This is a genomic window from Bradyrhizobium sp. AT1, from assembly GCF_001590795.1.
Taxonomy (GTDB): domain Bacteria; phylum Pseudomonadota; class Alphaproteobacteria; order Rhizobiales; family Xanthobacteraceae; genus Bradyrhizobium.
The window spans coordinates 402400-420854 of sequence record NZ_JXDL01000001.1 but is presented as its reverse complement, the minus strand read 5'-3'; the positions used below and the strand labels follow the sequence as shown (position 1 = coordinate 420854).

Here is an 18455-nt window from a genome sequence, read left to right as displayed (position 1 = left end):
GGCATCTGGGCATGAGCGTTCATCGGCGAACCGTGGCTCACATTGGGCTGTGCGACATGCGGCATCGCGGGTCGCGCGGCGGTCACGCGCGGTGCTTCATGGCCGCGCGCCATCGGCTGGGCACGCATCGCGGCAGGGCTCGCGGCCCGTTCGTGCATCATGCGTGCCTGGGCATCGCGCGGAGTCCGCTCATGCGCGATGCGCTCGCTTCTTTCAACACGCGTGCGGTCGGCGGTAACAGCCGCGTCGCGTTTGGTGATCGCTGCGTCGCGCTTGGTGATCGCTGCGTCGCGCTTCGCGATCGCGGCGTCGCGCTTTGCGAGAGCGGCATCGGGCCGCGCGTTTGCGGCGTTACGTCCGGAGATCGCAGCGGCGCCCTTACCCCGCACGCCTTCCCGCTCAAGAGCAACCGCTCCATCGCGTGTGGCCGCTCGGCCGATGCGAGCGGCTCGCGGATCGATCGTCATTCGCGTCGCGATACTCCGATGCGAGGTCCAGTAATTATTCCAGTAAGCGTGGCGGTGGTACCACGGCCGGCCTGCATAGTAGCTGGACCAGTATGAGGTCAGCACGAACGGAACGACGGGCACATCGATCTCGTCGACATAGTCGGGCAGATAGACGTAGTGATTGCGATAGAGATATTCGAGATATTGCGACGACACCCAGCCGCGATCGTCGGAGAAGCTGACGTCGCACCAGGCATTGCCGCGCAGGCAGCCATGGATGTTGACGCGGGCGCCTTCGGGGACGCGATCGACGATTGGAAAACCCGGACCCGGTCCGGCGCGCAGGCCGGTCGAGACGGTGACGATGCCCGGCGCGGCCAGCGCGGCCGTCGGGGCCAGCAATAAAGCTGCAACTAAAGCGGTTCTGAGCCTCATGGCGTAGTCCTCCTTTGAGAGGCGGAACGCGCCAACGGAGCGGGCGTTCCGTGCACGAGGGGCTCATCCGTCGAAAGATTGAAACGCGCGTTGCGCGCGGTTCAATATTCATCCGCTGTTCATCGGCGCGGCGTGCAAGCGACGCGGCTGCAGCGTCAGCCGACCGGCAACATGAACGCTTCGAAATACGCCGCAAGCCCGACGAAGTCATCCAGCGGCAGCACGTTCGCGACATACTGGTCAGGCCGCACCACGACCATGCAGCCGGCCGCCCGATTGATGCCGCGCATGGCGAAGACGTCGTAGCCGCTCTTGAGATCCGGGCAGAACATCTTCTCGTAATCGAGCAAACCATAGCGGCCCTTGCGCGGGAGTAGCAGTGGCGGCATCGCCGCGATGGCGAGCTCGCGATGGCCCTGCTGAAACACCGCGCGCAGGTCGATCACGCCGTCGGTATCGGAGCCGTCGGGCGTATATCGCCGGACCGGCGACTCCCGGGACTCCGCGAGAAAGTTGCAGAGTGCGCGAATGGCCGAGCCTTCGGCGGCAGGATCTTCAGCGGGCGAAAACGCGTAGATTCGGAAGCGACCGTCAGCCTGTGCGGCATGACCGAGATGCACCGGCTTCGCATCCGCAAGCCGGATCACAGGTGCCGAGTGGAAACGCTTGCCGATTGTGAAGCCCTTTGCGAGATGCTGATGCGAACCTACGCCGGTGAGGATCGACGGCGTGTAATGCGTGGCCGTGCCCGCAGTGTAGCGGCCGTGCCGGACGAAATAGTCCTGCGTCCTCGCGGCATCGGCGCCCCCGGCCTTGGCAGCGGAGGCGAGAATGCCCGCCCATTCGCGGTCGAAATCGATCAGCTCCTTGGCGACGGCCTGGCGCTCGGCCGAATAGGAATGCAACAGGCTTGGCGCACATTGCTGCCGCAGCACCGCGGCGAGCTTCCAGCCGAGATTGAAGGCGTCCTGCATCGAGACGTTCATGCCCTGGCCCGCCTTTGGGCTGTGGGTATGGCAGGCATCGCCGGCGATGAAGATGCGCGGCAAACGCGCTGCGATCTCCGCCTCCGGCACGTCGTCGAACTTGTCGGTCAGGCGCTGGCCGATCTCGTAGACCGACCACCAGGCAATCTCCTTCACCTCAAGCGTATGCGGCTTCAGGATCCGTTGCGCCTTCGCAATCACGTCACCGGCGGTGATGTTGCGGTTGGCGACGCGTTCGCCGACATCGAGCTTGGCGAGCTCGACATAGATGCGGACCATGTAGCCGCCCTCCCTGGGAATGATCAGCAGGCTGCCGTCCTTGGCCGACTGGATCAGGGACTTGAAGCGGATGTCCGGAAAATCGGTCACCGCCAGCACGTCCATCACGCCCCAGGCGTGATTGGCGGAGTCGCCGTGCAGCTCGCGGCCGATCGATTTGCGCACCGTGCTGCGCGCACCGTCGCAGCCGACCACGTAGCGCGCCTTGACCGTCTCAACCTTGCCTTCGTTCCCCGCATCGAGGCGTTCGAGGCGGACGGTCACGGCGCCGTCGGCAGGCCCCGCGGCGGGATCAACCTCGAGATCGAGCAGGCGGCGGCTGTAATGGGGTTCGAGCCTGGCCGGCGATTTGCGCATGATGTCGAGAAAGCCGTCATGGATTCGCGCCTGGTTGAGGATGACATGCGGGAATTCCGACAGCCCGTCCTCGACGTCCTGCACCCGGCCGCTGCGGATGATGGTCTCGGGCGAGCGCTCGTCCGGCTTCCAGAACGTCGTCTCGTTGACCCAATAGGCCTCCTTCAGCACGCGCTCGCTGAAGCCATAGGCGTGAAACATCTCCATGGTGCGGCAGGCGATGCCGTCGGCCTGCCCGACCAGCAAGCGGTCCGGCTTCTGCTCGACGATGCAGGTCTTGATGTCTCCGAATTGCGCGAGCTGGGCCGCGAGCGTGAGGCCCGCAGGGCCACAGCCGACGATGAGGACATCGACCTCGTCGGGCACGGCGCCCACTGCGCCGGAAGCCTGAACGCGCTCGGCGGGATCGGCAATCTCCGGATCGCCCGGCTGAAATCCATTCAAATGGAATTGCATGGAAGCTTCTCCCGTCAACGTTCTCTTTGAGATTGATCAGTATGCTGACTATCAGTATACTTGTCAACGATCGCGCATCCGGCCCTGTCTCCCTGCTCGAGGAGGAGAATTCGGTGAAAGACAACAACGACATGCCCGGGCATCTGGCGCGCCGCTTCCAGCAGATCGCAGTCGCGGTCTTCCTGGCCGAGGTCGAAGACGCCGGCTTCGACCTGACGCCGGTGCAATACGCCGCGCTCGCCACCATCAAGGCCAATCCGCGGCTCGACCAGGTGACGCTCGCAGGATTGATCGCCTTTGACCGCACCACCATCACCGGCGTGATCGACCGCCTGGTGCAGAAGGGGCTGGTCGAGCGCCGCGCCTCCAGCCGCGACCGCCGGGCCCGGGAGCTCGAGATCACCGACGAGGGCCGGCGCACGCTGCGCAAAGTCACGCCGGCCGTGGAATCGGCCCAGCGCATCATGCTGCGCGGCCTCAGCGCGAAAGAGGGCGAAGAGTTGATGCGGCTGCTGCGCAAGGCGATCGCCGCCGGCAACGATTTGAGCCGCGCGCCCCTGCGCGACATGCAGGCGTAGAGCCCTCTGCCTCCGTATTTCTATGGAGTGCTTTTCGCAACGCCGCGAAACCTGGAACTAACCTTCAGCTGCTACGGTCCGCAACATTCTGCGTTTAACGCGCGATTAACTTTACGGTTCGGGGGTTTTCCGATGTTCAGGTGTCTCATCGCGGCGGCAGCTATCGCGTTATCGAGCGCTCCAGCGCTCGCGAACGGCCATGGCGGCGGCGAACCGCCTCCGCCGAAGCCCGAGGCGACGACCGCGCCGGCGAAGGTGGTCATCACCAAGCAGGGTCCCAAGCTCGTCGATCTCAAGGGCATGACGCTCTATTATTACGAGCACGACACCACCGGGAAGACGTCGAACTGCAACGGCAAGTGCACCGAGAGCTGGGTGCCACTCGCCGCAACGGCCGACGCCAAGGCGATCGGTGACTTCACCGTGATCAGCCGCAACGACGGCAGCAAGATGTGGGCCTATCGTTATCGTCCGCTCTACACCTCGCCCGCCGACAAGGCGCCGGGCGACGCCAACGGCAATGCCACGACGCTACAGTGGCGGATCGCCCGGCCCGCCGACTAGGGCGAGATCACCTTTCCGTCCCCGCAGATCAGTTGCTGAGGATGACGCCGTGCTGGTGCCGCGACGGATGATCGGCATCGACCAGCGCGTTCGGATCGGTTGCGATCACCGCTTCCGGTAGCGGCATCGGCTCGAGGCCGGCGAAGCGGCGATAGATCGCGCCCATGACAGCCCCGCAGAATGCCGCCGGCATCACGAGAAAGGCAAGCAGCGGCACCGCAAACGCAAGCAACAGCGTACAGGCGAATGCCGCACCGCCGCCAATCGCCGCGTATTCCCAGGCGTTACCGCGGCTCATGGCTCGCGCGACGTGGTGAACACAGAGCATGAAGATGCTCGAAGGGATGACCGAGATCACCATCATGACCATGAAGGTCTGCGCCGGGATCACCGCCGCGAAGATATGCGCGGTGCTCTTGTCCGCAAAGCCGTTCATCAGCAGCGGCAGCAGCGTGTAGGGCAGCAGGGTTGCGAGCACCGTCGGGATCAGCGCGGCAATGACGATACCTGCGAACGACGTGCGGACGCGGACCGGCCCGTTGAACACCAGTTGTGGCGACACCGGCGCAACGGCCCCGGCAGCCGCCCCGGCTGCGCGCGCAACCGGGCTCAGCCCGGCGAACTGACCGTAGAGGAATCCGCCGATCATGCCCGCGATGGTCGGCAACAGGCCGATCGTCACCACCGTCCCGTCGCCGGGCGCTGCCAGCTGGATGTGATGACGGATCGCAATGCCGTAGCTCACCGCCGCCATGACGCCGCCCATCGAGCCATAGGCGAGCCGGCTCGAGATCGTCCACTGACGCAGCAGAAGATGTCCCGTGAACAGCAAGGCGGCGTTCATTGCCATGCGGCCGGCATAGAACACCAGCATCTGATCCGGCGCCGGCACACCGACCGGATCGGTCACCTGCCCGCCCGCGATCGCGAAGACCAGCAGCACGGCTTCGACGATGGCCAGCGGAATCAGCGCGGCGAACAGCGCGCGCGCCGAATTCTTCACGAGATACATGCGAGCAACCCCTTGCTCGCTGCACGCTAGACGCGAAGCGTTACGGCGCGCGCAACACAATGGATAAAATTGTCCACAGGCGCACGCCAGTAATGTCGCACCGTCTTCGCGTGCGAGCTTACCCGCGCCAGCGCGAGCCCGTCTCGGCCTGCGCGTTCTGTCCGGGCGGCAGCACCACGACCATCGAATTCAGCTTCACCCGGTCGTAGAGATCGATCACGTCCTCGTTGCGCATCCGGATGCAACCCGACGAGATCGCCTGCCCGATATATTCCGGCTGGTTGGTGCCGTGGATGCGATAGAGCGTGTCCTTGTTGCCGGCATAGAGATAGATGCCCCGCGCGCCCAACGGATTGGCGGGACCGCCGGGAACCCGCGCCGGATACGGGCCGAGTCGCGCCTGGATGTCCGCCGTCGGAACCCAGTCCGGCCATTCCGCCAAGCGGCCGACCCGCGCGACGCCGGAGAACGCCATGGCTTCCTCGCCGACCGCAACGCCGTAGCGGATCGCCTTGCCTTCCGGCAGCACATAATAGAGGTAGCGCGCGTCGGTATCGACCAGGATGGTGCCCGGCTGCTCCTTGCGCTGGTAGTCGACGATGTGGCGGAGATATTGCTCAGGCACGTTCGCCTGGGCGTAAGGCGTGTGCGCGAGCAACTGACGGTCGCGCGGCGTCATGCTCGCATCCGTCGATGGCGAGAGTGTCGTCTGCATACAGCCGCCGAGCGGCAGCAAGGCAAGGACGAATAAAGCGAATAAAGATCTTGGCACCGCCGGCCCCCCGATAGCGGAAGCAGCGCCCCCAGCTTCCCCAGATGCTGCCAAAATCGTGCTGAAAACAAGGCCGCGCGGAACACATGCGCGTGTTCGACAACGTGGGTTCCATCACCACAAACGGCGGAAGAGCGTCGCATCATCTCCATCCCCTCGCCTTGCTTTGGTCAAACCCGGCTGGACTCGTGCGTCATCGGCCGGGCTCATCAGGTTTAGGGCTCGCCTCATAGATCGGCTCGCGCCAATGCGGACGACCAGGAATTAACATCCGGGCTTCAGACGCCTGGGCTTCAGAGGAGCTGCGATGCTCGCGACGCTGAACCCTAAGCAAATCGTCGATGAGATCGTGAAGGACACGGTCAAGGACAACGATCCGCACGACGCGATTCAGATTGCGCCCGACATTGTGTTGGCCTCCCGCCCCGTCAGCATTGCGCCCGCGCTGGCGCCCGACGTGGCGCCGCGTCCAGAGCCGAAATTCGCGCCGGAGCCCAAAATCTCGCTGGACCGCAAAATCTCTCTGGAGCCCAAATTCAGTCCTGTCGCGGAGCCGTCGGCCGCAACCCCACCTTCCGTCGACACCGCCATACGCGTCGCCGCGAGCGACGGTCACGCCCCGCGGAAACGATCTGCCATTGGCAGATGGCTGCGCGGTGCGTCCGTCGCGTTCCTGTTTGCGGGAGCAAGCGTCGCGGCCACCATCGCCTGGGAGCAGCACGGCGACAAAGCCAGGCAGGTGCTTGCCGAATGGACCCCGGCCTTGGTGTCGCTGCTGCCGTCGACATCGCAGAGCGCGCCGGTCGCTGCTGCGCAGGCCGCTCCGCCCGCAGAGCAGGCTGCCCCGCTTGCGGCACAAGTGGCCGTCGACCAGACGGCCGCTCAACCGCCTGCGACCCAGGTTGCGGCCACCACGCCTGCGGCAACACCTTCCGATGCAGCTCAGTCGGTGCAATCGATGACGCGCGACCTCGCCGCGATGGCGCAGCAGATCGAGCAGCTCAAGGCCAACATCGCAGAGTTGAAGGCCGGACAGGAGCAGATGGCGCGCGAGATGGCGAAGCCGCCCGCGCCGAAGCCGACAGCCGAGGCCAGGCCCGTCGATCCGCGCGCGCGCGCCGCTGCGGTCGCGCCACGAGCTCCGTCACCGCCGCCGGCTCACAAACCGAAACCGGTGGTGTCGCGGACTTACATGCCGGCTTCTTCGCTGGCGCCGCCCGCGCCTCCGCCGCCGCCCACGCAAGCTGCAGCGATGCCGCCGCCACCGGCCGCACCGGTCGCCACCACTCAAGCTGTCGCTGACGACGACGGACCCGTCGTGCGTCCGCCGATGCCGTTGCGCTAGACGCGCGCAACAGTCCTGCGCGACGACGTCGCACACGCTGTCCGAGTCGATGTGAAGCGTTGAGTCCGGGCAACTACGGAAAGCGATATTTCGCTCAAGAGAAAAGGCCGTCGGGATCTATGCCGGCGGCCTTCTCTTGCAACTGCCGGTTCCCGGAGCCCGGTTCTGTTGCAATTCCATGCTTCATGTTCGCGCCACGTATTTAATAAACTCTTAATGGCCCCACATGCTGCACATCATTTCTGCGCCTTAAGCACAGAGATTGCGCGGCCTGTTCATCCGTTGGATATCGACTCAGTGGTAGCATCCGACATGTGTTGAGACTTCCACCGAAGCTCAGCTCCTCACATCGGGGAATTCGGATGCCTTACTACTCCTTCGATCTTGTGGTTGGTGAAGAGTTCAGGAACCAGGGCGGAATCATTCTCGAGGACATCGAGGTTGCCTCCGATCGCGCCGATCAACTGGCGACCGAGCTGTCGCAGGTGAAGCCGGAGCTGCAGCAGAAGGGTTGCGCGGTGCGCGTCACCGATCGCGACGACAACGAGCTCTATCGCACGCCGCTCGATCCGGTGCCGGCCTGGCGCCGCTGACTATTCGTCGAACGACGGCGCCTCGAACCAGTTCGTCAGCGCCAAGCCGCCATCGACGACGAAGGAAGCGCCGGTGACGTAACCGGAGAGCTTGTTCGACAGCACCGCGAGCGCCATCGGTGCGAGGTCGCCCGCCTCGCCGAGACGCCCGAGCGGAATGTGCCGCGCCAGCGCGGGATCCGCAACGAACCCGCCGGCCGCGATCGCACCTGGCACCAGCGCGTTGACGCGGATGCCATGGCGGCCGAACGTCTTGGCCAGCTCCTTCACCAGCATCGCCATCCCCGCCTTCGCCGTCGAATAATGCGGAAGGTTGCGCGGCGTGCCCGCATGCAGCGAGGTGAGAAACAGGAACGAGCCCGGCCGCTTCGCCGCGATCAGCCGCTTGGCGAGCTCGCGCGCCAGATGAAAGCCGGCATCGAGATTGACGGCGTGCATCTGCTGCCAGGTCCTGCGATCGACCGCGAGCGCATGATCGGCCTCCCGCCGCGGCGGCGATGCGGCGTGGACCAAATGCGTGATCTCGCCCAATGCTGCGTGCGCGGCGGCAAGCAGCGCGTCGCACGCATCCAGTTCGGCGAGATCGCCGACCCAGGGTAATGCCAGTTCAGGCTTCGCGCTGGCGCTGATCGCAGCTGTCACGCGCTCGGCGTTCACATCGGCGAACACGGTCCGGACGCCCTCGCCGACCAGGGCCTGCGCGATCGCGCGGCCGATGCCGTTGCCTGCGCCGGTGACGAGCGCCATGTCACGGGCAGGGTCGAACGGCGTGCTGAACAGGCTCATGTCGTTCTCCGGATCTCGGGTGACGATAGCGCATCGCAGTGGCAAGCGACAAATTCGCCTCCGGCACCATTGCGGAGCCGCCCGCCGGACGCTAGCCTCCCAAAAAACGGAGGAGATATCCAAGGATGCGCACCGGTTTTCTGATCGCTGGCCTGTTGCTGATCGCAGCCCCCGCCCAGGCCGAAGACCACCCGCGATCGACCTACGTGACGCTGGTCTTGCAGGCCTTCGCCGCCAAGGTCGAATGCCCGGGCACGGATGTGGTCTACCAGGACCTGGTCCAGAAGGCGGAGCAGATGCACCTGCCCGAAGGCACCACCGAGAAGGTGCGCAAGGCCATCGCCTGGATGCACACCGGCGGCAAGATGGGCGAGAAGCAGGATGACGATTTGATGGCTGAGGTTGCGGTGGCGACCCAGGCGACCGATCTCAACCAGCGCCGCCTTGGCATGCCCAACTGGTGCGAGGCCCAGAAGACTAACCTCGCCGGCCTGATCCGCGCCAAGGGCGGCTAGCGGACCGGCAGTCGCTCCGTTAAGCACGCCGCGGCGAAGTTTGTCGCCGGCAAAAAATTGTCACAATTCTGGAAAGCATGCGGGGCCTCTTCGAATTCGAACAGGAACCTCTCATGCGGATGATCCATGTCGTTTTCGCCGGCACGCTCGCGGCCGCCACGGTGCTGACCGGCCCTGTGCTGGCGAAGAATACAGACAGCCAAAAAGCCGAGGGCAATTCGCCCTCCTCGGCCTGCAGCGCATATCAGCAAGCGCCTGATGGGACTTGGGAGCCGCTTCCATGCAAGGAGGCAGGCGACCGCAACCAATCGCAAACCCGCAGATCCCCATCGCAGGGAACCGAGCGCGACGGTCGTTGAGGCCGCTGTAGTTACGGCGATCAGCTGTGATGAGGCCCGCGCATGATCTTCATGGCGTCGGCGATGTGACGCCATTCCCTGGCCTCGTCGGCCTCGCCGCGGCCCTCGCAAGCCTGGGCCTGCTCGGCGGCCTTCGCGATCGCAGCAAAACCGTGCTGCTCGAGCATCTGCCGCGCGACGGTGTGGACCTGGACCTCGGACATCATGGGCGCTCTCCGTCTGATGAGGCCGCGGGGTCTGGCTCGACTCTCCCGCGGTCTTCAACAACGAATTCCCCTCCGATGGCGTTCCGCTTGCCGTCGATCACATCGGCGGACCCGAGAATGTGAGTGACCCAAACGACAAAGGCGGCCCGCCATGCCCGGCGGACCGCCTTCACCCACCCCAAAAGCTGGGAGTCGTCGGCCGCGTTGCCCCTACGCGACCGCCGCTTTCTTGCGCTCGAAATCGTTGGGCACCTCGATATCGACCTCGAGGGTCGAGACCTCGTCGCCGCGCTCGAGCCGCACGATGACCTTGGTCGGATCCAGCGTCACATGCTTGGAGACGACAGCGAGAATTTCCTCACGCAGCACACCGAGCAGATCGGGCTGGCCGCGCATTCCGCGCTCATGGGCCAACAGGATCTGCAGCCGTTCGCGAGCGACGGGTGCAGAGGCCTTGTTGCCGCGGAGAAGCCGAAGCAGACCCATGCTCATGCAGCCCTCCGACGCAGCAGGCGATCCATGAAACCCTTGCGCTCGGTCGGCACCTGCATCGGCACCGTGTCGCCGCACAGGCGGCGGGCCGCGTCGATATAGGCCCGCGCCGGTGCGCCGTCCGCGTTCGACAGCGTCACGGGCGTGCCGACGTTAGAGGCGCGCAGCACGTCCTGGCTCTCGGGAATGATGCCGAGCAAGGGGGTTGCGAGGATCTCGAGGATGTCCTCGATGGTCAGCATCTCGCCGCGCGCGGCGCGCGAGGGATCGTAGCGGGTGATGAGAATGTGCTTCTCGACCCGCTCGCCCTTTTCGGCCCGCACGGTCTTGGAATCGAGCATGCCGATGATGCGGTCGGAATCGCGCACGGATGACACTTCTGGATTGGTGACGACGACGGCTTCGTCGGCAAAGCGCATCGCCATGGAGGCGCCGCGCTCGATGCCGGCCGGGCTGTCGCAGATCACCCAGTCGAAGCGGGCGCGCAGCTCGTCGATGACCTTGCCGACGCCCTCTTCCGTCAGCGCGTCCTTGTCGCGGGTTTGCGAGGCCGGCAGCAGCCACAAATTCTCCAGCCGCTTGTCCTTGATCAGCGCTTGCGGGAGCTTTGCAACGCCCTGCACCACGTTGATGAGGTCGAACACGACGCGGCGCTCGGCCCCCATCACCAGGTCGAGGTTGCGCAGGCCGACGTCGAAATCGACGACGACGACCTTGTCGCCGCGTTGCGCCAGCGCCGCTCCCAAGGCGGCAGTCGTCGTGGTCTTGCCGACGCCTCCCTTGCCCGATGTCACGACCAGTACCTTGGCCATCTCTAAAATCTCCTTCTGGTCAGTTCAGCGCGGTAATTCGCATGGTGTTGCCCTGCAGGAACGCCTGGGCCGGCTTGCCGCGCAAAGCGGCGTCGATATCGTCGGCGGTCTGATAAAACCCATCGATCGCAAGCAGTTCGGCCTCGATCTTCTGGCAATAGATGCGCGCGCTGGTGTGACCGTTCACGCCCGCCATGGCGCGGCCGCGCAGCGCGCCATAGACGTGAATCGAGCCACCGGCGACGACTTCCGCGCCGGAGCCGACCGAACCGAGGATGGTGACGTCGCCTTCCGGGAAGATCACGGTCTGACCGGAACGCACGGGGTTTTCCAGCAACAGCGAGGTCGGCTTGGCCTTCGCTTCGGCCTTCTTCGGCGCGCTCGGCTCGACCACGCAGCTGCGGCCGCCCGAGAGCAGCGGCGGCATCATCGCCGTCAGCCTTGCCTCCTCCACGCCCTCGATGCCGAGCACGCGGATGTTGCGGTCCTGCAGGCTGGTGAGCAGATGGCCGATGCCGGACTGGCTGAGGTCGACCGAGGACAGGTCGATCACCACGGGCCGGCCGGCAAAGAAGCCCGGCGAGCGGGCGATGGTGGCGTCGATCTCGTGCAGCCAGTCCTGGACCGGAACCGTCGGCGTAAACACGAAGGCCACATAGGAGCGCCCGCGCAGGCGCACCATTTGGCGTTGAGGTTTGACTGCAGCCTCCATAGCGGCCGACTCGTTCCCTGTTATTGAATGGTTAACGATGCGGCGGATATGGTTAACGGCCGGTTAATTCTCCGTGGGATTACGTGGGGGAATGGGCGGTTGGCTGCCGCTCTCGTGTCCCGGACGCGCTGCAGCGTGCAGCGCTGCTGCGCAGAGCCGGGACCCAGGCCGCCCGGATCATGCTCTCGGCACAATGGGCCCCGGCTCTGCAGCGCACCGTCAAAGGACGCTGCGCTGCGTCCGGGGCACCAGAGGAGCGCGCGGCGCCCCTCTATTTCTTCACCTTGCTCGCATCCATCTTGATTGAAGGATCCAGCATCTTGGTCGTGAACGCTGTCGTCACGTCGAACGGCTTCTCCATGCCGAGATAGCTCTGGACCAGTTCGTAGTCCTTCTTCATCCGCTCGCCGTCGATCCAGCCGAGCCCCTTGGTGGTGGTGAACTCGTCCGTCATTAGGAACTTGATGCGCTCCCACTGGCGCTCCTGGTTCTCCTTGTCGAGACCGGAGACCTGGTCGAGCAGCGCCTTCAGGCACGGCGTGGCGTCGGCAACGCAGGCGGCAAAGGCTTTCTGCGTGACGCGCACAAAGTCTTCGACGACCTTCGGATTCTTCTGCAAATACGCGCCGTTGACGATCAGCGAATTGCCGTACGGGTTGAGCCCGATGTCCTTCCAGTTGACGTAGCCGAGGTCGGGCCCGAACTCGATCACCTTGAGATCATGCTCGTTGTAGAAGTCGCTGATGATGTCGACGGTGTGGCTCTTCAGCGCCGCGATCTTCGCGGTCGGTCCGACATTGACGAAACCGACGGAGTCCGGCGCAAGGCCCGCGGCCTTGGCGAAGGCCGGCCACATCACGCGCGAGGCATCGCCGGGCGGATTGCCGATCTTGTGGCCGGCAAAGTCCTTCACCCCGTTCACGCCGTAGCTCTTCAGCCAGTAGAAGGTCTGCCCGGTATTGGCGTAGACGCTCATCACGGCCACCGTGTCGGCGCCCTTGCTCTTGGCCACCAGCATGGTGGCGAGATCGGCGACGCCGAACGGCGAGCCGCCGGAGCCGACCTTGGCGGCGGAGACGCCTGAGCCCTTGCCGGTCTCGATCGTGAGGTCGATGCCCGCTTTCTCGTACCAGCCCTGCGCCTTGGCATAATAATACGGCGAGTGATCGGCCGTCGGCGTCCAGTTCAGGATCAGGTTCACCGCCTCGCCCGCGCTCGCCGGCACCGCCGGCAAACCGAGTGCCAAAGCCACAACAGCCGCCTGCAAACGCTTCATCGCATCTCTCCTCATGCCAAGCGACCCGGCTTGTCGCTCTCCCCTTGTGAGGCTACCAATGCAACAAGCCCGCCCTCAACTTGTCAACTGTTTGGTTGGAAATGCCCGCAAAACGATCTGGCGACACCGTGCCGCAGCGCCGCGACCCCGTCGCCACCCGCAAGAAGCTGCTCACCGCGGCGCGCCTGGAATTCGCCCGGCACGGCTTCGCCGGCGCCCGCGTCGACGAGATCGCCGAGCGCGCCGGCGTCAACAAGCAGCTCGTCTACCACTATTTCGGCGACAAGGACGCGCTCTACCTCGCCGTGCTCGAATGGGTCTATGAAGACATCCGCGAGCAGGAGCGCAAGCTCAATCTCGAGGGCCTGCCGCCGGAGAAGGCGATCCGCAAGCTGATCGAGGCCTCGTTCGACCATCTGGCCGCAAACCCTGATTTCATCGTGCTTTTGAACGACGAGAACCGCGGCGGCGCCCGCCATGTCCGCGGCTCGACCCGGCTGGAGGCGATGCATTCCCCGCTGGTCAAGAGCGTCTCCCACATCCTCAACGAGGGCGTGCGCGCGGGTGTGTTCCGCAAGGGGATCGACCCGGTCCAGCTCTACATCTCCATTGCCGGGCTCAGCTATTTCTTCTTCTCCAACACCCCGACGCTGTCGGCGATCTTCGGCAAGGACCTGTCGAGCCGTACCCAGCGCCGCGCCCGCCGCCGGCACGTCGCCGACCTGGTGCTGCAGTCGCTCCGCCCCTAATCAACCAACTGGTTGAAACTTTGTCCAAGGGCGGTTAGGCTTGCAACTGCTTGGGCTGAAAATTTGCGGCATCGTCGCCGCGGCAACAGGGAGCAACCGGTGGCAGGAGACGGCGCACGCACGGCACGCAGCTTTGCGGTCATCCTGATCGTGCACCTCGCCGTGCTTGTGCTCTGGCAGGTCGCGGTCGACGCCTTCCACGTCCCGAAATTCATCCTGCCCTCACCGCTGGCCACCGTGCAGACGCTGGGAACCGCGAACTACGCCTGGAGCAGCAACACGCTGGTGACGGCAGTCGAGATCCTCGGCGGCTTCGCGCTCGGCGCCTTCGTCGGCGTCGCCCTTGCCGTGATCTTCAGCTGGGCGCCGCTGCTGAGCCTCATGCTGCTGCCGCTGTTCGTGACGCTGAACATGATCCCGAAGGTCGCGCTCGGCCCCCTCTTCATCGTCTGGTTCTCCTACGGCATCGTGCCGAACATCCTGATCGCCTTCAGCATCTGCTTCTTCCCGATCCTGCTCACCACCGCGCGGGGCTTGCGTGAGGTCGAGCCTGATCTGCTCGATCTCGTCAAATCGCTGCGCGGCTCGCGCTGGACGCTGTTCCGCAAGATCCAGCTGCCGGGATCGCTGCCTTACATCTTCTCCGGCATGAAGGTCGGCGCCATCCTGGCCGTCGCCGGCGCCATCGTCGGCGAGTTCATCGCCTCCGAGCGCGGGCTCGGCTACCTCATGATCCAGGTGCAGTCCTCGCTCGACACGCCCGCGATGGTGATGGCGGTCGTGCTGCTGACACTGCTCGGGGTCGCGCTCTACGGCCTGGTCCTCGTCCTCGAACGCATGTTCGTGGTCGGCGATGCCAGGCAGTCTTAGCTTAAGGAACGATCCATGCTGCTCACCCGCGAGACCCTGCCGAAGACCATTCCCGATATCGCGGCGCTCGACGATCTGCTGTGCCGGCCGACGCAAGCGCTGATCGACGACCTCGCCAAGGTCGAGGGCGACATCATGATCCTCGGCGTCGGCGGCAAGATGGGGCCTACGCTGGCGGGCCTTGCCAAGGCCGCAGTGCCCGATCGCCGCGTCATCGGCGTCGCCCGCTTCAGCGAAGCAGGCGTGAAGGACTGGCTGCACACGCGCGGCGTCGAAACCATCAATTGCGATCTGATGGACGAAAAGGCGATCCAGTCGCTACCGAAAGCGCCCAACATCGTCTTCATGGCCGGCCGCAAGTTCGGCGCCGAGGGCGATCTGTCGCTGACCTGGGCGATGAACGCGCACGTGCCCGCCCTGGTCGCACAGGCCTTCCCGTCCTCGCGCATCGTGGCGTTCTCGACCGGCTGCGTCTATCCGTTCGTGCCCGTCGACGGCAAAGGCTCGGCCGAGGACATGGCGCCGAACCCGCCCGGCGAATACGCGCAATCCTGCGTCGGTCGCGAGCGCATGTTCGAATATTTCTCGCACAAATTCGCAACGCCCGGGCGCCTGTTCCGCCTCAATTACGCGATCGACATGCGCTACGGCGTGCTGCACGACATCGCGACGAAGGTGCTCACGGGTTCGCCGATCGACGTCAGCCTCGGCCACGTCAACTTCATCTGGCAGGGCGATGCCTCCGCGCAGGCGCTGCGCTGCCTTGCCCACTGCACCACACCGACCTCGCCGATCAATGTCAGCGGCCACGAGATCCTGGCGGTGCGCGATCTCGCGCAGAAATTCGGCGCCAGGTTCGGCCGCGCACCGGTGCTGACGGGCAAGGAGGAGCCGACCGCATGGCTGACCGACACCTCCAAGGCGGTCGCGCTGTTCGGCCTTCCCGTCGTCGACACCGAGCAGTTGATCGCCTGGACCGCGGACTGGGTCTCGCGCGCCATGCCGAGCCTCGGCAAGCCCACCAAATACGAGGTGCGCGATGGCCGTTACTGACGCCCCGCCCCTCCTCAAGCTCGGCATCGAGGACGCGATCGCCGGGCTGGCGCTCTCGACGGAAGCGCACTGGAACCAGACCGAGGACGACTGGCGCATCTTCCTGCGCGACGGAATCGTCTTCGGCATTCGCGACGGCATGCGGCTGGTCGCCACGGCGGCCCTGCTGCCTTATTCCGGCAACAACGCCTGGATCAGCATGGTGCTGGTCTCAGCGACGCATCGCCGCCGCGGCTACGCCACCCGTCTCGTCGATGCCTGCCTGGAGACGGCGCGTCGGAACGGCCTGACCAGCTGGCTCGACGCTACGCCTGACGGCGCGGCCGTCTACGGGCCGTTGGGGTTCACGCCGACGCTGCAATTGCGTCGCTTGAAGCTGGCGAGGCCTGCGGGCCCCGCCGCGCCGCCATCGTCATCCGCGACGCTCGATGCGCTTCGCGCACGAGATCAGCGGGCCACCGGTTTCGATCGGACCGCCCTCCTCGAAGCCTTCGCCCAACGTCCCGGCTCGCGCATCGTCGCCGAAAATGGCGCCATCGCACTGGTGCGCGACGGCCGCACCGCCCGCCATGTCGGCCCGTTGTTGGCCGACGACGCCGCGGCAGCGCTGGGCTTGGTCGACGCGATCGTGCGCTCCGAGACCAGCCCGCTGCTGCTCGACGCCATCGCCTCGCAGGGAGCATTCCTGGACGGACTGACCGCCTCCGGCTGGACCATCGAGCGGCCGTTCCAGCGCATGCGCTTCGGCCCCGCCACCGTCACGGGTGAAGACATGCCATTCGCCGTCGCCGGCCCCGAATTCGGATAGGACATCATGCATCACAGCCAGATCAACCGCGACGTCCGCCAGCTGATTGCCGACGGCACCGTGCTGCCGGCCCATCCCCTCGCGCTCACCGCCGAGCGCCAGCTCGACAAGACGCATCAGCGCGCGTTGACGCGCTATTACATCGACGCGGGCTCAGGCGGCCTTGCGGTCGGCGTGCACACCACGCAATTCGCGATCCGCGATGTCGGCCTCTACCGGCCCGTGCTCGAGCTTGCCGCCGAGACCGCGGCCAACTGGACCAAGCGTCCGCTGGCGATGGTCGCGGGGCTTGCAGGTCCGACCGCGCAGGCGGTCACCGAAGCCCGCACCGCCCGTGACATCGGCTATCACGCCGGCCTTCTCAGCCTTGCCGCGATGAAGAGCGCCTCCGAGGACGAAATCATCGCGCATTGCACGGCGGTCGCCGCGGAAATCCCGCTGGTCGGCTTCTACCTGCAGCCCGCCGTCGGCGGCGTCATCCTGTCGAGCCGGTTCTGGCAGCGCTTTGCGTCGATCGACAATGTCATCGCGATCAAGATTGCGCCGTTCAACCGCTATCGGACCCTCGATGTGCTGCGCGGCGTCGCGGCCGCCGGCGCGCTCGACCGCGTCGCGCTCTACACTGGCAATGACGATCACATCCTGCTCGACCTGGTGCTGCCGTTCGACCTGCGCGACAAGGGCGTCACCACGCGCACCTATTTCAAGGGCGGCCTGCTCGGCCATTGGTCGGTGTGGACCGCGAGCGCCATCAAGCAGTTCGAGCGTTGCAAGGCGGCGCGGCACAAGGACAGCGTCCCGGCCGACCTGCTCGCCCTCGATGCCCGCGTCACCGATTGCAACAGCGCCTTCTTCGACGTCGCCAACAATTTTCACGGCTGCATCGCCGGCTGCCACGAAATCCTGCGCCGCCAGGGCCTGATGCAGGGCCTGTGGTGCCTCGATCCGAACGAAGGCCTCAGTCCCGGCCAAAAGGAGGAGATCGATCGCGTCACGCGCGAGCACGCCGACCTCAGCGACGATACTTTTGTCGCCGCGAACCTGGACAAATGGCTGGCATGAGTCCACCCCCCTTCATCAGCCTGCAGGGCGTCCGCAAGGTTTATCGCAGCGGCGGCGCCGAATTCCTGGCGGTGTCCGACGTCACCATGGACGTGCAGGAAGGTGAGCTGGTCTCGCTGGTCGGGCCGTCCGGCTGCGGCAAGACCACGGTGATGAAGATCCTGGCCGGCCTGCACGGTGCCGATGGCGGCAGCGTGAAGATCGGCAATGCCGACAGCCCGTTCGATCCGACCCGCGACATCGGCATGGTTTTCCAGCAGGCCCTGCTGCTGAAATGGCGCACCATTCTCGACAACGTGCTGCTGCCGGCCGAGATCGTCGGCTTGCCGATGAAGGCCGCGCGCGAACGGGCGCGCGACCTGCTCAACCTCGTCGGGCTCGCCGGCTATGAGCAGAAATATCCGCGGGAGCTCTCCGGCGGCATGCAGCAGCGCACCGCGATCGCGCGCGCCTTCATCCACGATCCCAAGCTGATCCTGATGGACGAGCCGTTCGGCGCGCTGGATGCGCTGACGCGCGAGCAGATGAACCTGGAGATGCTGCGTATCTGGCGCGAGAGCGGCAAGACCATCATCTTCGTCACGCATTCGATCCAGGAAGCGGTGTTCCTGTCGTCGCATTGCGCCGTGCTGACCGCGGGCCCGGCGAAGATGGCCGATTATTTCCCGATCGACCTGCCCTTCCCGCGCGACCTTCCGCTGAAGACCACGGATGCCTTCGGCGCGTATGCACGGCGGATCTATGCAAAGCTTGGGCTGGGCGCGGCGCAATAGGGTCACGCCGTACCGACGCAATCAGTCTCGTAGCCCGGATGGAGCGAAGCGTAATCCGGGACGGTGCCGTTGGACGTGCGGGATTCCGGATTGCGCTACGCTCCATCCGGGCTACGGAGCTGGGCGCGGCGTCAACACCGCGCCCTCTTCTTCCGA

Annotated in this window: 22 protein-coding genes; 12 read left to right on the top strand and 10 right to left on the bottom strand. The window is 65.4% G+C overall.

The window, feature by feature from the left end; genetic code table 11:
* Both SE92_RS02050 and SE92_RS02045 read right to left on the bottom strand, forming a co-directional pair.
* Window positions 1-884, bottom strand: an 884-nt coding sequence (locus SE92_RS02050; RefSeq protein ID WP_063203297.1) for an SH3 domain-containing protein, incomplete at its 3' end; no start/stop codon positions are given.
* A gap of 155 nt (window positions 885-1039) precedes the next feature.
* Window positions 1040-2962, bottom strand: a complete 1923-nt coding sequence (locus tag SE92_RS02045) for an FAD-binding monooxygenase (protein ID WP_063194242.1) — start codon at window positions 2960-2962, stop codon at window positions 1040-1042.
* 113 nt (window positions 2963-3075) lie between these two features.
* Between SE92_RS02045 and SE92_RS02040 the strand changes: the two genes are divergently transcribed.
* Window positions 3076-3540 (top strand): MarR family winged helix-turn-helix transcriptional regulator, encoded by a 465-nt coding sequence (locus SE92_RS02040; protein WP_063203296.1) that lies wholly within the window; start codon window positions 3076-3078, stop codon window positions 3538-3540.
* A 132-nt stretch (window positions 3541-3672) separates the two neighbouring features.
* Window positions 3673-4104 carry a COG4315 family predicted lipoprotein gene (locus tag SE92_RS02035; RefSeq protein WP_063194241.1) on the top strand — a complete coding sequence of 144 codons (432 nt, stop codon included), beginning with the start codon at window positions 3673-3675 and terminating at the stop codon, window positions 4102-4104.
* A gap of 28 nt (window positions 4105-4132) precedes the next feature.
* On the opposite strand, the gene SE92_RS02030 is transcribed toward SE92_RS02035, so the two are convergent.
* Together SE92_RS02030 and SE92_RS02025 are read right to left on the bottom strand one after the other, a co-directional pair.
* Window positions 4133-5116, bottom strand: coding sequence for a hypothetical protein (locus SE92_RS02030; protein ID WP_063194240.1), 984 nt, complete (start codon window positions 5114-5116; stop codon window positions 4133-4135).
* 118 nt (window positions 5117-5234) lie between these two features.
* Entirely contained in the window at window positions 5235-5831 is a 597-nt protein-coding gene (locus SE92_RS02025) for a L,D-transpeptidase (RefSeq protein ID WP_063203295.1), read from the bottom strand.
* Between the two features lie 364 nt (window positions 5832-6195).
* Between SE92_RS02025 and SE92_RS02020 the strand changes: the two genes are divergently transcribed.
* On the top strand, window positions 6196-7233 hold the full coding sequence (locus tag SE92_RS02020) for a hypothetical protein (protein ID WP_063194239.1): 1038 nt from the start codon (window positions 6196-6198) through the stop codon (window positions 7231-7233).
* 362 nt (window positions 7234-7595) lie between these two features.
* On the top strand, window positions 7596-7826 hold the full coding sequence (locus SE92_RS02015) for a DUF6894 family protein (RefSeq protein ID WP_063194238.1): 231 nt from the start codon (window positions 7596-7598) through the stop codon (window positions 7824-7826).
* Here the strand turns inward: SE92_RS02015 and SE92_RS02010 are convergent, their stop codons facing one another.
* The gene (locus SE92_RS02010) at window positions 7827-8612 is read right to left on the bottom strand and encodes an SDR family NAD(P)-dependent oxidoreductase (RefSeq protein ID WP_063194237.1); all 786 of its coding nucleotides are present in this window, start codon (window positions 8610-8612) and stop codon (window positions 7827-7829) included. It abuts the gene before it with no gap.
* A 125-nt stretch (window positions 8613-8737) separates the two neighbouring features.
* On the opposite strand from SE92_RS02010, the gene SE92_RS02005 reads away from it, so the two are divergent.
* Window positions 8738-9127, top strand: a complete 390-nt coding sequence (locus tag SE92_RS02005; RefSeq protein WP_063194236.1) for a hypothetical protein — start codon at window positions 8738-8740, stop codon at window positions 9125-9127.
* 113 nt (window positions 9128-9240) lie between these two features.
* Complete coding sequence (locus SE92_RS02000) at window positions 9241-9486, top strand: hypothetical protein (protein ID WP_063203294.1); 246 nt, start codon at window positions 9241-9243, stop codon at window positions 9484-9486.
* 20 nt (window positions 9487-9506) lie between these two features.
* Here the strand turns inward: SE92_RS02000 and SE92_RS01995 are convergent, their stop codons facing one another.
* The 5 genes from SE92_RS01995 to SE92_RS01975 form a co-directional block, all read right to left on the bottom strand.
* A complete protein-coding gene (locus SE92_RS01995) occupies window positions 9507-9692 on the bottom strand; it encodes a hypothetical protein (RefSeq protein ID WP_063194235.1) in 186 nt (61 codons plus the stop codon).
* A gap of 210 nt (window positions 9693-9902) precedes the next feature.
* Window positions 9903-10184, bottom strand: a complete 282-nt coding sequence (gene minE, locus SE92_RS01990) for a cell division topological specificity factor MinE (protein ID WP_028136732.1) — start codon at window positions 10182-10184, stop codon at window positions 9903-9905.
* Window positions 10181-10996 (bottom strand): septum site-determining protein MinD, encoded by an 816-nt coding sequence (minD, locus tag SE92_RS01985; protein ID WP_063194234.1) that lies wholly within the window; start codon window positions 10994-10996, stop codon window positions 10181-10183. Before minD ends, minE begins: the two co-directional genes overlap by 4 nt.
* A 19-nt stretch (window positions 10997-11015) precedes the next feature.
* Window positions 11016-11708: a septum site-determining protein MinC gene (minC, locus tag SE92_RS01980; protein WP_063194233.1), complete on the bottom strand. Its 693-nt coding sequence runs from the start codon at window positions 11706-11708 to the stop codon at window positions 11016-11018.
* 271 nt (window positions 11709-11979) lie between these two features.
* The gene (locus SE92_RS01975) at window positions 11980-12984 is read right to left on the bottom strand and encodes an ABC transporter substrate-binding protein (protein WP_063194232.1); all 1005 of its coding nucleotides are present in this window, start codon (window positions 12982-12984) and stop codon (window positions 11980-11982) included.
* Window positions 12985-13085: 101 nt separating this feature from the next.
* Here SE92_RS01975 and SE92_RS01970 point away from each other — a divergent pair, with 101 nt between their 5' ends.
* The 6 genes from SE92_RS01970 (at window position 13086) to SE92_RS01945 (ending at window position 18299) form a co-directional block, all read left to right on the top strand.
* A complete protein-coding gene (locus tag SE92_RS01970) occupies window positions 13086-13733 on the top strand; it encodes a TetR/AcrR family transcriptional regulator (RefSeq protein WP_063194231.1) in 648 nt (215 codons plus the stop codon).
* 99 nt (window positions 13734-13832) lie between these two features.
* The gene (locus SE92_RS01965) at window positions 13833-14603 is read left to right on the top strand and encodes an ABC transporter permease (RefSeq protein ID WP_063194230.1); all 771 of its coding nucleotides are present in this window, start codon (window positions 13833-13835) and stop codon (window positions 14601-14603) included.
* Between the two features lie 15 nt (window positions 14604-14618).
* Window positions 14619-15656, top strand: coding sequence for an NAD-dependent epimerase/dehydratase family protein (locus SE92_RS01960; RefSeq protein ID WP_063194229.1), 1038 nt, complete (start codon window positions 14619-14621; stop codon window positions 15654-15656).
* Window positions 15643-16464, top strand: a complete 822-nt coding sequence (locus tag SE92_RS01955) for a GNAT family N-acetyltransferase (protein ID WP_063194228.1) — start codon at window positions 15643-15645, stop codon at window positions 16462-16464. Before SE92_RS01960 ends, SE92_RS01955 begins: the two co-directional genes overlap by 14 nt.
* A 6-nt stretch (window positions 16465-16470) precedes the next feature.
* Window positions 16471-17526, top strand: coding sequence for a dihydrodipicolinate synthase family protein (locus tag SE92_RS01950; RefSeq protein WP_063194227.1), 1056 nt, complete (start codon window positions 16471-16473; stop codon window positions 17524-17526).
* Entirely contained in the window at window positions 17514-18299 is a 786-nt protein-coding gene (locus SE92_RS01945) for an ABC transporter ATP-binding protein (RefSeq protein ID WP_063194226.1), read from the top strand. Before SE92_RS01950 ends, SE92_RS01945 begins: the two co-directional genes overlap by 13 nt.
* Window positions 18300-18455: the final 156 nt, after the last annotated feature.

What these genes read in the sequence shown, in the direction of transcription:
- SE92_RS02045 (WP_063194242.1), bottom strand. Translation starts at nt 2,962, where the DNA reads ATGCAATTCCATTTGAATGGATTTCAGCCGGGCGATCCGGAGATTGCC.
- SE92_RS02035 (WP_063194241.1), top strand. Translation starts at nt 3,673, where the DNA reads ATGTTCAGGTGTCTCATCGCGGCGGCAGCTATCGCGTTATCGAGCGCT.
- SE92_RS02030 (WP_063194240.1), bottom strand. Translation starts at nt 5,116, where the DNA reads ATGTATCTCGTGAAGAATTCGGCGCGCGCGCTGTTCGCCGCGCTGATT.
- SE92_RS02025 (WP_063203295.1), bottom strand. Translation starts at nt 5,831, where the DNA reads ATGCAGACGACACTCTCGCCATCGACGGATGCGAGCATGACGCCGCGC.
- SE92_RS02020 (WP_063194239.1), top strand. Translation starts at nt 6,196, where the DNA reads ATGCTCGCGACGCTGAACCCTAAGCAAATCGTCGATGAGATCGTGAAG.
- SE92_RS02015 (WP_063194238.1), top strand. Translation starts at nt 7,596, where the DNA reads ATGCCTTACTACTCCTTCGATCTTGTGGTTGGTGAAGAGTTCAGGAAC.
- SE92_RS02010 (WP_063194237.1), bottom strand. Translation starts at nt 8,612, where the DNA reads ATGAGCCTGTTCAGCACGCCGTTCGACCCTGCCCGTGACATGGCGCTC.
- SE92_RS02005 (WP_063194236.1), top strand. Translation starts at nt 8,738, where the DNA reads ATGCGCACCGGTTTTCTGATCGCTGGCCTGTTGCTGATCGCAGCCCCC.
- SE92_RS02000 (WP_063203294.1), top strand. Translation starts at nt 9,241, where the DNA reads ATGCGGATGATCCATGTCGTTTTCGCCGGCACGCTCGCGGCCGCCACG.
- SE92_RS01995 (WP_063194235.1), bottom strand. Translation starts at nt 9,692, where the DNA reads ATGATGTCCGAGGTCCAGGTCCACACCGTCGCGCGGCAGATGCTCGAG.
- minE (WP_028136732.1), bottom strand. Translation starts at nt 10,184, where the DNA reads ATGAGCATGGGTCTGCTTCGGCTTCTCCGCGGCAACAAGGCCTCTGCA.
- minD (WP_063194234.1), bottom strand. Translation starts at nt 10,996, where the DNA reads ATGGCCAAGGTACTGGTCGTGACATCGGGCAAGGGAGGCGTCGGCAAG.
- minC (WP_063194233.1), bottom strand. Translation starts at nt 11,708, where the DNA reads ATGGAGGCTGCAGTCAAACCTCAACGCCAAATGGTGCGCCTGCGCGGG.
- SE92_RS01975 (WP_063194232.1), bottom strand. Translation starts at nt 12,984, where the DNA reads ATGAAGCGTTTGCAGGCGGCTGTTGTGGCTTTGGCACTCGGTTTGCCG.
- SE92_RS01970 (WP_063194231.1), top strand. Translation starts at nt 13,086, where the DNA reads ATGCCCGCAAAACGATCTGGCGACACCGTGCCGCAGCGCCGCGACCCC.
- SE92_RS01960 (WP_063194229.1), top strand. Translation starts at nt 14,619, where the DNA reads ATGCTGCTCACCCGCGAGACCCTGCCGAAGACCATTCCCGATATCGCG.
- SE92_RS01955 (WP_063194228.1), top strand. Translation starts at nt 15,643, where the DNA reads ATGGCCGTTACTGACGCCCCGCCCCTCCTCAAGCTCGGCATCGAGGAC.
- SE92_RS01950 (WP_063194227.1), top strand. Translation starts at nt 16,471, where the DNA reads ATGCATCACAGCCAGATCAACCGCGACGTCCGCCAGCTGATTGCCGAC.
- SE92_RS01945 (WP_063194226.1), top strand. Translation starts at nt 17,514, where the DNA reads ATGGCTGGCATGAGTCCACCCCCCTTCATCAGCCTGCAGGGCGTCCGC.